The sequence below is a fragment of the Aeromonas sp. R6-2 genome (assembly GCF_040908155.1).
GTDB classification, from domain to species: domain Bacteria; phylum Pseudomonadota; class Gammaproteobacteria; order Enterobacterales; family Aeromonadaceae; genus Aeromonas; species Aeromonas schubertii.
The window spans coordinates 1-11,725 of sequence record NZ_JBFODE010000040.1 but is presented as its reverse complement, the minus strand read 5'-3'; the positions used below and the strand labels follow the sequence as shown (position 1 = coordinate 11,725).

Here is an 11,725-nt window from a genome sequence, read left to right as displayed (position 1 = left end):
ACAGAAAAAGACAATTGACTCGCCCCTCATTCGGCGCGGGTCGGCATCAATTGGCTGATTTGCAAGCTATCCAGATTTTGCAAGCCTTGGAGGCCATTTTTTTCCGAAAAAAAGTTGCCTGACGCTCAAATACTAACCTTTTCTCCTGCCTAAAAAATGCGTAATATACGCCGCCCTAAGCCGATGGTAACCGTAGTAATGCAGATAGGTCCCCACACGCTTGATACCCCCCTGATCGTCGCTCCCATGGCCGGTGTTACTGACCGTCCATTTCGCGAGCTTTGCTTGCGCCTGGGTGCCGGGATGGCGGTGTCCGAGATGTTGTTGGCCAATCCGGATGTCTGGGATTCCCAGAAGACCCGGATGCGGATGGATCATGCTGCGGAAGGTGGTATCCGTTCGGTACAGATTGCCGGTGCCGATCCGGAGATGATGGCGTATGCGGCCCGCTACAACGTAGAGCACGGGGCGCAGATCGTCGACATCAACATGGGTTGCCCGGCGAAGAAAGTGAATAAGAAGCTGGCAGGCTCAGCCCTGCTGCGCGACCCAGTCCAGGTCAGAGCCATCTGCCGGGCCGTGGTCGATGCAGTAGAGGTGCCTGTCACCTTGAAGATCCGCACAGGATGGGATCCGGATAACCGCAATGGCGTGGAGATCGCCCGAATCGCCGAAGATTGCGGTATCAAGGCCCTTGCCGTGCATGGTCGCACCCGCGCCTGCCTCTATAAAGGGGAGGCGGAGTACGACACCATCAGGGCGATTAAGCAGGCCGTATCGATTCCTGTTGTCGCCAATGGCGACATCAACAGTCCGGAGAAGGCCCGGTATGTCCTCGACTATACCGGTGCCGATGCCGTGATGATCGGCCGAGCTGCACAAGGACGACCCTGGATTTTCCGGGAAATCCGTCACTACCTGGCCACAGGTACCCTTCTGCCTCCGCCGCCGCGGGATGAGGTCAGGGCCCTGATGCTGGAGCACGTCGCCAACCTGCACCGTTTCTACGGTGAGTATCTGGGGGCACGTATCGCTCGCAAGCACGTGGGATGGTATCTGGACGGGGATGAGACGGGCCGAGAATTCCGTAGGCGCTTCAATGGCCTGGAATGTGCCACGGCACAACTTGAGGCACTTGAAGCGTATTTCGATGGATTAGGTTAACGCATAACATAAGAGCCGACCGAATATGTTCGAACAAACCCTGACTTCTGATGCATTGGTAACGACCACTCACAATCACGCCGCCGAGCCGACCCAGCGCCCTCTGCGTGACTCTGTGCAACAGGCCCTGCGTAACTACCTGGCCCAGTTGAATGGTCAAGAAGTGGTGGAACTGTACGATATGGTCCTCTCCGAAGTCGAGGCTCCCATGCTGGACGTGATCATGCAGTACACCCGTGGCAACCAGACTCGTGCTGCCATCATGATGGGCATCAACCGTGGTACCCTGCGCAAGAAGCTCAAGCGCTACGGCATGAACTAAGCTTCAATAGCCAAAACATTGAAAAACAAAGGCACTTTCATTTATATGAGAGTGCCTTTTTCGTTATCGATTCACCACAGTCCCTCAGCAAGGTGGCAATCCTCCCGGCTCAGCCCCTTGGCCTGTTTCTCGCTTGGTTGCTACCTTTCCAACGTATGCCGCTGCCCCCTCCCTCGCTCGCTCGCGCCCAGCTGCTCTTGCCGCCTCCACTCGCCCAACTGATGCACTCAAGGCGGCTGTCAGCTGCAAAATAGCCGCGTCATACCTAACCCTGGCAACGAATAACCCCGGCCGAGTATATTCGGCCGGGTTTTATTTATCTCGCCGCCTGATCCACCAGATAGAGGATGCTGTGATAGGGAATGCCGGCGTGCTGGCTAAGCCCCATCTCGCAGGTGCGGCTATTGCTAAAGCCCTGGCGGCAATCGCTGGGGACCTGGGCGGGCAGGCTGGCGAGTGCGGCGGCGTTGAGCTCCGGGGTCATCAGCCCCTTGTCGCCGGCAAAGCCGCAGCACTGGATATGCTCAGGCACGATCACCTCCCGGGCGCAGGCGCGGGCGACGCTGAGCATCGCCTCCCCCAGCCCCATGCGCCGGCTGCTGCAGGTGATATGGAGCATCACAGTCTCATCGATGGGGGTCAGCTCAAGGTGGGGCAGCAGGTGTTCCAGCACAAAGGCGGAGGGCTCGAACACCCGAAGGCCCTTGCCGAGCTCCCCCGAGAGCAGCCGCTGCACGCAGGGGCTGGTATCGAGCAGCGCGGGCCAGCGCCCCTGCTCGCTTGCCTGCCACAGGGCCTCGGCCAGATCAGCACGCTTGGCTTCCGCTACCTCACTCATCCCCTTGCTGTCATAGGGCATGCCGCAGCAGAGCCCCTCAATACCAGTCGGCACTATGACCCGGCAGCCCGCTTTATTGAGCAGGGACTGCACCACCTGTGGCAGTGACGGGGCCTCCTCCTGCTGGCCGAATACCCGGCTGGCGCAGGAAGGCAGATAAACCACGGCGCGATCCCTCGCTTCGTCATTGCCCCCCTCCCCTGGCGGCCACCGATAGCGGCTCGGCCCCGGCAGTGTCGGCAGCCAGGCGGGCGTGCGCTGGCCGCTCAGATGGCGAACCCCGTTCACCAATCCTGCCAACGCCTTGTCACCGAGCAGCTTGCCGGCAATCCCTTTGAGGCCGAGGGCCCCGCGGGCCGAGCGAGTGACCCCGGCGAAGTGATCGGCGCTCCAGCGGGCGATGGGCACGAAGCGCTGGTACTTGTCAGAGCGCAGCTTCTTGATGAGCGCTCCGGTGTTGATGCCCACCGGGCAGCGATCGGCGCAGAGCCCGGTGGCGGCGCAGGTGTCGATGCCCTGATAGTCAAACAGCCGGGCCAGCTGGTTGGAGGGCTCATCGGCACGATTGCGGCGGGCCAGTTCACGATAGAGCACGATGCGCTGGCGTGGCGACAGCGACAGGGTGCGCGAGGGGCAGACCGCCTCGCAAAAGCCGCACTCGATGCACGGATCGACGATGGCATCGCTCGCCGGCATGGGTTTGAGGTGGGCCAGGTGGGCCTTGGGGTCGTCATTGATGATGACGCCGGGATTGAGCAGGCCGTCGGGGTCCAGCAGCGCCTTGATGCGGCGCATCAGCGCCATCCCCTCCGGCCCCCATTCCAGCTCCACATAGGGGGCCATGTTGCGGCCGGTGCCGTGCTCGGCCTTGAGCGACCCGCCAAAGCGCACCGCGACGAGCTCCGCTACCGCATCCATAAAGGCGCCGTAGCGGGCCACCTGCGCCGGATCCTCGAACCCCTGGGTAAAGACGAAGTGCAGGTTCCCCTCCAGCGCGTGGCCGAAGATGATGGCTTCATCGTATTCGAAGCGATCGAACAGGGCTTGCAACCCCGCCACCCCCTCCGCCAGACGTTCGATGGGAAAGGCGACATCCTCGATGATGACGGTGGTGCCTGTGGTGCGCACCGCCCCCACCGCCGGGAAGAGCCCCTTGCGAATGGCCCAGAGCCCAGCGCTGTCGGTAGTAAAAGGCACCGAGGCGACCTGGGCGAACTCGGCCGCCATGGCCGTCACCTGCTCGCAGCGATCCACCAGCGCCTCTTTCGATTCCCCATGCACCTCCACAAGCAGGGCGCAGGCAGCCAGATCCAGCGTCTTGATAAAGTCCGGCAGGCCGGGCTTGCCAGCCACCGAGCGTAGGGAGCGCCCATCCATCAGCTCCACCGCCGCCACCGGCGCACTTTTAAGGCGCGAGGTGGCCAGACACGCCTGCTCGGCGTCCCGAAACACCAGCAGGGCCGAGGCCTTGTGGAGGAATTCGGGCACGGTATCGAGCACCACCTCGGCGATAAAGCCGAGGGTCCCTTCCGAACCAATCATCAGGTGGGTGAGGATATCGACGGGGTCATCATGGTCGAGCAGGGCATTGATGGCGTAGCCGGTGGTGTTCTTGAGCCGGTACTTGTGACGAATTTTGGCGGCAAGCTCGGCGTTCGCCAGCACCTCGGCGCGCAAGGCGGCAAGCCCCGAGAGCAGCTCCGGGCGCTTGGCCGCCAAGGCGGCGCGGCTGTGGGGGTCACTGCTCTCCAGCACGGTGCCATCGGCCAGCAGCAAGGTCATGGCGTGCAGGGTGTGATAGCTGCTCTGGGCAGTGCCGCAGCACATGCCGCTCGCGTTGTTGGCGGCGATGCCGCCCAGCTTGCAGGCGTTGATGGAGGCAGGATCCGGCCCAATCTTGCGCCCCAGAGGCGCCAGATAGCGGTTGGCATCGGCGCCGATCACCCCGGGTTGCAGGGCAATGCGGGCCCCCTCGTCCAGAATGCGGTGGCCGCGCCAGCTGTCGGTCAGGGTGATGAGCACCGAATCGCTCAGGGCCTGGCCCGAGAGGCTGGTGCCGGCGGCGCGAAAGGTGCACGGCAGGTGCAATTCGCGGCACACCGCCAGCACAAAGCGCACTTCATCGAGGGAGTCGAGGCGTACGATGCGCTCGGGCACCAGCCGGTAGAAGCTGGCGTCCGTGCCGTGGGCCAGCCGAAGATCCGGGTCGCTCACCAGCCGCTCTGGCGGGATGCGCGAGAGCACGGCGGCGTCAAATTCATTCCAGCGCATCAGCAATCCTCCACCAGCACCACCAAGAGGCGACTCGGGCCATGGGCACCGTAGGCCAGGGTCTGCTGGATATCGGCGGTCTTGGAGGGGCCGGAGACCAGCAGCAGGTTGGTGGGCATGGCCTGCTGCCAGCGCCCGGCCGCCACCAGCCCCGCCAGGTTGTCGGTTATGGTGGAGGCCGCCAGCAGGGCGATATGGCAGGGGGGGACCAGGGACAAGGTGCGCGGCTCACCGCCATCCGGCAGCAACACCAGGGTGCCGGTATCGGCGATGGCCCCCGCGCAGTGGGTGATGCCCGCCTGACAGGCATCAAACAGCTCGTCTTTCCAGCCGGCGAACTCCCCCGCCGGGGTCAACACAGATCGCCCGGCGCAGGCGGTCGCGACGTCGGCTTGCCAGCGGCCGCCCTGGCCACAGGCAAGATGCGTTATTGCTTCGCCATCCAGCCAGGCGGCCAGATCCCGGGCTAGATGAGCCTCCTTGACGGTGAGGATCTCGGCGTGGCTGGCGCTGATCCCGGCAAGGAAGCGCTCGCGCCGTGCGCCGTCATCTTCCCCGCGCCAGGGCTGCCAGCCGTGCGGTGCGTGGGCCATGGGGGTGGCGGCGCCGCGCAGGCGGCTTAATATGGCCTCTTTGCTCGACATCTCAAGACTCCTTTTTCTTCTGGCGCAGCAGGGCGTGCAGGCTCTGGGGGGCGGGTTTGGGGGCCTCGCGGCACTGGGTCCAGGGACCCAAGTGTTTAGGCATCAGCCCCCGCAGGCGACCGGCCACCCCGGTTGCGGCGTGATAGAGGCGCGGGTGGGTGGCGGCAAAGGCAAAGCCCTGCATGGCCAGGGTCTCGAGCCGGCTTTTGGCCGCCCCCTGCCCCGCCAGCGGCTCGTGGCCAGGCAGGGCGTCGTGCTTGGCCTCCCGGCGCAGGCGCTGCAACAGGTCGGGGATGGGAATGCGCACCGGGCACACCTCGCCGCAGGCACCGCACAGGCTGGAGGCAGTCACCAGATCCTGGGTGCTTTCCAGCCCCAGCAGATGGGGGGAGACTATCTTGCCGATGGGGCCTGGGTAGATGGTGCCGTAGGCGTGGCCGCCGATGCGGGTGTAGACCGGACAGTGGTTCATGCAGGCGCCGCAGCGGATGCACTGCAGGGTTTTTCGCAGCTCTTCGTCCCGGTAAGCCTGGCTGCGGCCGTTGTCGAGCAGCACCAGGTGCACCTCGTCCGGGCCATCCAGCTCCCCTGCCCGGCGCGGGCCGCTGATGACGTTGAAATAGGTGGTGATGGCCTGGCCGGTGGCCGAGCGGGTCAGGGCGCTGTAAAGGGGCGGCACGTCGGAGAGGAACTCCACCACCTTCTCGATGCCGGTGATGGCCACGTGCACTTTTGGCACAGTGGTGCACATGCGCCCGTTGCCCTCGTTCTCGACGAGACAGAGGCTGCCGGTCTCCGCCACCGCGAAGTTGACGCCGGAGAGCCCCATGCCGGCGCGGCGAAACGCTTCGCGCAGGGCCCGCCGCCCGGTCTGGATCAGGGTGTCCACATCGGTGGTGGGGGTAAAGCCTTCGAGGTTATGGGCGAAGGTGTCACTCACCTCCTGCTTGTTCTTGTGAATGGCGGGCATGATGATGTGGGACGGGGTATCGCCGTCGAGCTGGACGATAAACTCCCCCATATCGCTCTCAAGGCAGCGGATGCCGTGGCGCGCCATCTCGTGATTGAAACCCACCTCCTCGCTCACCATGGACTTGCCCTTGACGATGGAACTCACCCCATGCTTTTGGGCGATGCGAAGGATGATGGCGTTGGCCTCGGCCGGCGTCTGGGCCCAGTGCACTTGGATGCCGTTGCGCTCGCAGTTGGCTTCGAGCTGCTCCAAAAGATCCGGCAGGCGCGAGAGGCAGCGCTGACGGATCTGCTCGGCCGCATCGCGCACCGCCGACTCTTCCCGCGGGTCGGCGAAGGCATCCCGACGCTTGGCGCGCAGGTAATCCATGGCGCCGCGAAAGTTCTGGCGCAGCACGGGGTCGGCCAGGGCCGCCTCGGCCTGGGGATGGAAGCGGCGCGGCGAATACTTGGCGTGCTCACTCATGATGGGCCCCCTGTTTTTGCGCTTGCAAACACTGAGCTACCGGCTCGCTATGGGCGAGCAGGAAGCTCGCCAGATGGGTGGCAGGGAGCGTCTTGCCCTGATAGGCCAGGGATCCCTTGATGTTCAAGAGGCACCCCCAGTCGGCGCTCACCAGGGTGTCGGCACCGGTGGCCAGCAGGTGGCGGGTCTTGTCCTCCACCATGGCCTGGCTGATGTGGGGATGGCGCACCGAGAAGGTGCCGCCAAAGCCGCAGCACTCGCTCTCGTAGGCCTGTTCATGCAAGGTGACGCCGCCCAGTTGCCCCAGCAGGCTGCGGGCCGTGGTGTGCACCTGCATCTCGCGCCGGGCCGAGCAGGAGGTGTGCATGACGATGCTCGCCTCCCCCACCGTGCGCCAGCGCACCCGGCAGACCCGGGCCAGAAACTCGGTGAGCTCGAACACCCGCTCGCAAAACGCCGCCACCTCGGGGCTCTCCGGGAAGAGGCGAGCATAGTGATGGTGCATCATGCCGCCGCAGGAGCCCGACAACACCACCACGGGCCAGGGCTCGGGGAAGAGCGCCATCTGGCTTTGCGCCACCTGGCGCGCCTCCTCCTCATGACCCGAGGTGTAGGCCGGCTGGCCACAGCAGGTCTGTTTCTCGACAAAGTGCACCCTTATCCCTTCCCGCTCGATCAGGGCGATGGCATCGATTCCCGCCACCGGGTCGAACAGGTCCACCAGACAGGTGGCGTAGAGATAGACATCGGCCGGCTTGGCCGGATAGACCCGCATTACCTTCATCACTTGCTCTCCTTTACTTCAACTGCAGCAGTGCGTCCGAGACGTGGAAGCTGTACATGAGCGCCAACCCGATAAGGCCGCTGGCCAGCAGGTAGTAGAGGGTCGGCAGCGCGGTCTTGCGCAATGTCGCCCCCTCGCGGCCCAAGAGACCCACGGTGGCCGAGGCCGCCACCACGTTGTGAATGGCGATCATGTTGCCAGCCGCCGCGCCAACGGCCTGCAGCGCCAGCATGGCGGCGGTGGAGACCCCCAGGGTCTGGGCCACCTCGAACTGGAACTGGCTAAACATCATGTTCGACACCGTGTTGGAGCCGGCGATAAAGGCCCCCAGCGCGCCTATGGTGGCGCTGAGCGCCGGGAAGAACTCCCCCACCAGCCCTGCGGCAAAGTTGGCGGTGGTCACCGGCATGCTGGCGAGATCCCCCCCGTTGACGCCGGAGTTGATGAAGATGCGCACCATGGGCACGGTGAAAATCAGCACGAAGCCGGCGCCGATCAGGGTGCGGCTCGACTCGCTCACGGCGCGGCCGAGGGGGGCCAGGGCGCGGGCCTGAATGAGGGTGGCGAGCAGGGCGCAGAGCACCAGCAGGCCCCCCGGCAGGTAGAGCGGCTCAATGGAGGCACTCACCCCCTTCTCCCCCAGCAGATCGGTAAAAGCGAGGCTCACCGACAACAGGCTTGCCTTGAACTCCGGGCTCACCCGGCTCGCCACCAGCAGGAGGGCCAGCGCCACATAGGGGAGCCAAGCCAGCATGAGCGACATGGGGCGGCCGGCGGCCTCTTTGAGATCGAGCTTGAGGGATCCCAGCCACTCGGCGGGCCACTCCTGCTCGGGGGCGAAATCCCAGCTGTTCTTGGGCACCAGAAAACCATGGCGTGCCGCCGTCACCACCAGGGCCAGCCCCACCAGGCCGCCGATAAGGGACGGGAACTCGGGGCCGAGCAGCATGCCGGTGAGGGCATAGGGCACGGTGAAGGCGAGCCCCGCGAAAATCGCGAAGGGCAGGATGGAGAGCCCCTCGGTCCAGCTGCGGTTGCGGCCAAAGAAGCGGGTCAGCATCATCACCATCAGCACCGGCATCAGGGTGCCGACGGTGGCGTGGATGAGGGCCACGTTGGTGGTCACCTGTTGCAGGTAGATGTCCCAGCTGCTGCCGCCGGCGCTTAAGGTGTGGCCGATGGCCTGGTTATCCAGCCCCTTGTTGATCCCCACCAGGATGGGGGTACCCACCGCACCGAAGGAGACCGGGGTGGACTGGATCATCATGCCAAGCAGCACGGCGGCCAGCGCAGGAAAGCCGATGGCCACCAGCAGGGGGGCGGCGATGGCGGCCGGGGTGCCAAACCCCGAGGCTCCCTCGATAAAGGCGCCGAAGCACCAGGCGATGATGATGGCCTGGATGCGCCGATCCGGCGAGATATTGGTGAAACCGCCGCGAATGGCGCTGATGGCACCTGTGTGTTTCAGGGTGTTGAGCATCAGGATGGCGCCGAACACTATCCAGAGCACGGTCACCGTGATGATAAGCCCCTGCAGGGTGGAGGCGAGCACCCGGGTCGGGCTCATCTGCCAGCCCCACAGGGCGATGAATACGGTCAGGATAAAGGCGATGGGCATGGCGCGCTTTGCGGGCCAGTTGAGGCCGACCAGCAGCACGGCGGCCACCACGATCGGCGAGAAGGCCACCAGGGCCAACAGGGTGTCTGTCATCATTGCGTCCTTGTCCGAGCGGTGCAGGATGCACCTTGTTGTCATTTTGTTAACCGAACGTGACCTTACCCTGTTCCTTTTTCGCGATATATGGAAATAATGAACAACATTCGTTCCAAAAATCGATAAATATGGCCAGTACCGACGACCTCATTCTCTTCGCCCAGGTGGTGGAGGCCGGCTCCTTCAGCAAGGTGGCCGAACAAAATTCCCTGACAAATTCAGTGGTTAGCAAGCGCATCGGGCGTCTGGAGGAAGAGCTCGGAGTGCAACTGCTCTATCGCACCACCCGCCGGCTGACCTTAAGCGAGGCGGGCAAGGAGCTCTATCAGGGTGCCAAAAATGTGAAGGCCGCCGCACTGGACGCCTTCGATGCGGTAGCGGGTTTTGGTGAAAAGGTGAGCGGTCATGTGCGGATGTCGGTGCCCACCATCTCGGGGGAGCTCTTGCTCGCCGACGCCGTGGCCGATTTTTGCCAGCAGCACCCCGGGCTCACGGTGGAGATGTCACTGGACAACCGCTTCGTCAACCTGGTGGAAGAGGGGTTCGATCTGGTCATTCGCACCGGCTATCTGGATGACTCGAGCCTGATTGCCCGCCACATCCTCGACTCCCAATGGGTGATCTGCGCCGCCCCCGCCTACGTGCGCCGCTTCGGGGCGCCGCGCGAGCCGTCGGATTTGCTCACCCACAACTGCCTGCGCTACGCCTACCAGAGCACCGGGGCCTCGGAGTGGGCCTTCAAGGGAAAAGAGGGCAACTATCTGTTGTCGGTGTCGGGGAGCTTCTCCACCGACAACGCCGGCGCTTTGCGCAAGGCGGCGCTGGGAGGGCGCGGCATCGTCTATGTGCCACGCTGCCTCGTCTATCACGACCTGATGAACGGCGATCTGGTGGACTTGTTTCCGGACCGGGTGGGCAAGAAACTCGGGATCTACGCCGTCTACCCCTTCACCCGCCAGCCACCGCGCAAGATAAGGCTGCTCATCGAGCACATCCGCCAGCGCTACCTCGATATTGCCCACTATTTTGTGTAGGCACCTGTGTCGGCGATCCCGCGCCACCATGCGACGCCCCTAGCCAGAACGGGCCTCTTTTCTTTATCCTCTTCACTTCACCCGATCACCACGGATGCCTCATGTCTCGCCTCCCCCTCCTCCTGATGCTGCTCACCACACTGCTGGCCGCGGCCGGCTGGCTCTTCTCAAAGGAGGCGATCAGCGAACTCCCCCCCGCAGCCTTTATCGGCAGCCGCTTTCTGTTGGCCTCTCTGCTGCTGCTTCCTCTGGCTTGGCGGCGCGAGGGGACCCTGTCCAGAGGAGCCCTGTTGCGGGCCGCCGCCTGTGGTGTGCTGATGGGGTGCAGCCTGCTGCTATGGGTGACCGCCATCAGCCAGAGCGACGCACTGGGGAGCGGCGCCTTTATCATGAGCATCGCAACCCTGATGGCACCTCTGGCCGCCTGGGCTGCCTTCCAGACTCGCCCGGGGCGACGCTATTGGGCCACGCTGCCACTCGCCATCGCCGGCCTGATCCTGCTCTCCCGAAGCACTCAGTGGGGGGTCTCTCTCTCCTTGCTCTGGTTTCTGGCTGCGGCCACCATGCTGGGTACTCAGCTGGCTGTACATCGCCACTTCGCCCAATCGATTCCCCCCACCTGGCTCACCTGTATTCAACTGGCGATCACGGGTCTGCTCGGCACTCTGCTCTCCCTGCTAACCGAATCATGGCCTGCCACCATCAGCACCGGAATATGGGGCTGGTTTGCGGCCAGCGTGCTGCTCGCCACCACTCTGCGCTATCTGCTGCTCACCCTGGCCTTACGGCAGATGAGTACGGCTCACGCAGCCCTGCTGATGCTGCTTGAGCCTGTCTGGACCCTGGTCCTGAGCGTACTCATCTATCAGGAACCCCTGGGCGCACTCAAGCTGGCCGGCGTTGCCTTGGTGCTGAGCGCCCTGCTCTTCTATCAGTTACCGCTGCTGCGACTCCCGCGTCTGCAGCGTGATCGCTGACAGGAGAGCTTGCGCCCGATACAGGTAATGGAAGAGGCCTTCAACGATACCCTTATCCGAAGCCTGCCTTCGGATAGCGCACCACGATTTGTGATCCCAGACTGTCGCAGACAGCTCGGCCACTCATCGGGCTGCGACATCAGAGATACCTCCTCGGCAGATAAGGCTCACAAGGCATAACAGTGTGGCAATATCGACACCGGATAGACGGTTACCATGCCAAGCAATCGGGGCATGGTCACCCTGGCGCGCAAGGTCGGGTTCAAGGTAGAGGTGTCGATGGAGGATAACCTGGTGAGCATGGTGCTGCCGCTCGCCGTGAACACGCCGTGAGGCGCGGATGGAGAACCAGGGCCTGCCGAGCTCGCGGTCGCTCGGTGAGAGTGAGCAAACCCCAAAGAGAAAGAGGCCATCCCGGGTGGGATAGCCTCTTGTTGTCTCGACAGCCTTTCAAAACTGCAAATGCAAAAAGACCATCTCAAACGAGATGGTCTTTTTATCTTCAAATTGGGTGCCTGGCAGTGTCCTACTCTCGCATG

At 63.8% G+C, this 11,725-nt stretch carries 10 protein-coding genes; 5 read left to right on the top strand and 5 right to left on the bottom strand.

Features of this window, described 5'->3' with window-relative positions:
• Window positions 1-198: 198 nt before the first annotated feature.
• Both dusB and fis read left to right on the top strand, forming a co-directional pair.
• Window positions 199-1,164 carry a tRNA dihydrouridine synthase DusB gene (gene dusB / locus AB5Y48_RS10575; RefSeq protein WP_050667231.1) on the top strand — a complete coding sequence of 322 codons (966 nt, stop codon included), beginning with the start codon at window positions 199-201 and terminating at the stop codon, window positions 1,162-1,164.
• 25 nt (window positions 1,165-1,189) lie between these two features.
• A complete protein-coding gene (gene fis / locus AB5Y48_RS10570; protein WP_005352164.1) occupies window positions 1,190-1,486 on the top strand; it encodes a DNA-binding transcriptional regulator Fis in 297 nt (98 codons plus the stop codon).
• Between the two features lie 316 nt (window positions 1,487-1,802).
• Here fis and AB5Y48_RS10565 read toward each other — a convergent pair whose 3' ends face one another.
• The 5 genes from AB5Y48_RS10565 to AB5Y48_RS10545 are packed head-to-tail and all read right to left on the bottom strand — an operon-like array spanning window position 1,803 to window position 9,172.
• Window positions 1,803-4,595 carry an FAD-binding and (Fe-S)-binding domain-containing protein gene (locus AB5Y48_RS10565; protein ID WP_368164383.1) on the bottom strand — a complete coding sequence of 931 codons (2,793 nt, stop codon included), beginning with the start codon at window positions 4,593-4,595 and terminating at the stop codon, window positions 1,803-1,805.
• Window positions 4,595-5,239: a lactate utilization protein C gene (locus AB5Y48_RS10560; protein ID WP_368164381.1), complete on the bottom strand. Its 645-nt coding sequence runs from the start codon at window positions 5,237-5,239 to the stop codon at window positions 4,595-4,597. Before AB5Y48_RS10560 ends, AB5Y48_RS10565 begins: the two co-directional genes overlap by 1 nt.
• Before the next feature lies 1 nt (window position 5,240).
• The gene (locus AB5Y48_RS10555; RefSeq protein WP_368164379.1) at window positions 5,241-6,677 is read right to left on the bottom strand and encodes a LutB/LldF family L-lactate oxidation iron-sulfur protein; all 1,437 of its coding nucleotides are present in this window, start codon (window positions 6,675-6,677) and stop codon (window positions 5,241-5,243) included.
• The gene (locus AB5Y48_RS10550; RefSeq protein ID WP_368164377.1) at window positions 6,670-7,461 is read right to left on the bottom strand and encodes a (Fe-S)-binding protein; all 792 of its coding nucleotides are present in this window, start codon (window positions 7,459-7,461) and stop codon (window positions 6,670-6,672) included. Before AB5Y48_RS10550 ends, AB5Y48_RS10555 begins: the two co-directional genes overlap by 8 nt.
• A gap of 13 nt (window positions 7,462-7,474) precedes the next feature.
• The gene (locus AB5Y48_RS10545; RefSeq protein WP_368164376.1) at window positions 7,475-9,172 is read right to left on the bottom strand and encodes an L-lactate permease; all 1,698 of its coding nucleotides are present in this window, start codon (window positions 9,170-9,172) and stop codon (window positions 7,475-7,477) included.
• 59 nt (window positions 9,173-9,231) lie between these two features.
• On the opposite strand from AB5Y48_RS10545, the gene AB5Y48_RS10540 reads away from it, so the two are divergent.
• The 3 genes from AB5Y48_RS10540 to AB5Y48_RS10530 all read left to right on the top strand — a co-directional run bounded on the left by AB5Y48_RS10540 (window position 9,232) and on the right by AB5Y48_RS10530 (window position 11,519).
• Window positions 9,232-10,209, top strand: a complete 978-nt coding sequence (locus tag AB5Y48_RS10540) for a LysR family transcriptional regulator (RefSeq protein WP_136614073.1) — start codon at window positions 9,232-9,234, stop codon at window positions 10,207-10,209.
• A 101-nt stretch (window positions 10,210-10,310) separates the two neighbouring features.
• Window positions 10,311-11,186, top strand: coding sequence for a DMT family transporter (locus AB5Y48_RS10535; protein ID WP_050667225.1), 876 nt, complete (start codon window positions 10,311-10,313; stop codon window positions 11,184-11,186).
• Window positions 11,187-11,402: 216 nt separating this feature from the next.
• A complete protein-coding gene (locus AB5Y48_RS10530) occupies window positions 11,403-11,519 on the top strand; it encodes an acetyltransferase (protein ID WP_136614074.1) in 117 nt (38 codons plus the stop codon).
• The last annotated feature ends 206 nt before the right edge of the window (window positions 11,520-11,725 follow it).

What these genes read in the sequence shown, in the direction of transcription:
- dusB (WP_050667231.1), top strand. Translation starts at nt 199, where the DNA reads ATGCAGATAGGTCCCCACACGCTTGATACCCCCCTGATCGTCGCTCCC.
- fis (WP_005352164.1), top strand. Translation starts at nt 1,190, where the DNA reads ATGTTCGAACAAACCCTGACTTCTGATGCATTGGTAACGACCACTCAC.
- AB5Y48_RS10565 (WP_368164383.1), bottom strand. Translation starts at nt 4,595, where the DNA reads ATGCGCTGGAATGAATTTGACGCCGCCGTGCTCTCGCGCATCCCGCCA.
- AB5Y48_RS10560 (WP_368164381.1), bottom strand. Translation starts at nt 5,239, where the DNA reads ATGTCGAGCAAAGAGGCCATATTAAGCCGCCTGCGCGGCGCCGCCACC.
- AB5Y48_RS10555 (WP_368164379.1), bottom strand. Translation starts at nt 6,677, where the DNA reads ATGAGTGAGCACGCCAAGTATTCGCCGCGCCGCTTCCATCCCCAGGCC.
- AB5Y48_RS10550 (WP_368164377.1), bottom strand. Translation starts at nt 7,461, where the DNA reads ATGAAGGTAATGCGGGTCTATCCGGCCAAGCCGGCCGATGTCTATCTC.
- AB5Y48_RS10545 (WP_368164376.1), bottom strand. Translation starts at nt 9,172, where the DNA reads ATGACAGACACCCTGTTGGCCCTGGTGGCCTTCTCGCCGATCGTGGTG.
- AB5Y48_RS10535 (WP_050667225.1), top strand. Translation starts at nt 10,311, where the DNA reads ATGTCTCGCCTCCCCCTCCTCCTGATGCTGCTCACCACACTGCTGGCC.
- AB5Y48_RS10530 (WP_136614074.1), top strand. Translation starts at nt 11,403, where the DNA reads ATGCCAAGCAATCGGGGCATGGTCACCCTGGCGCGCAAGGTCGGGTTC.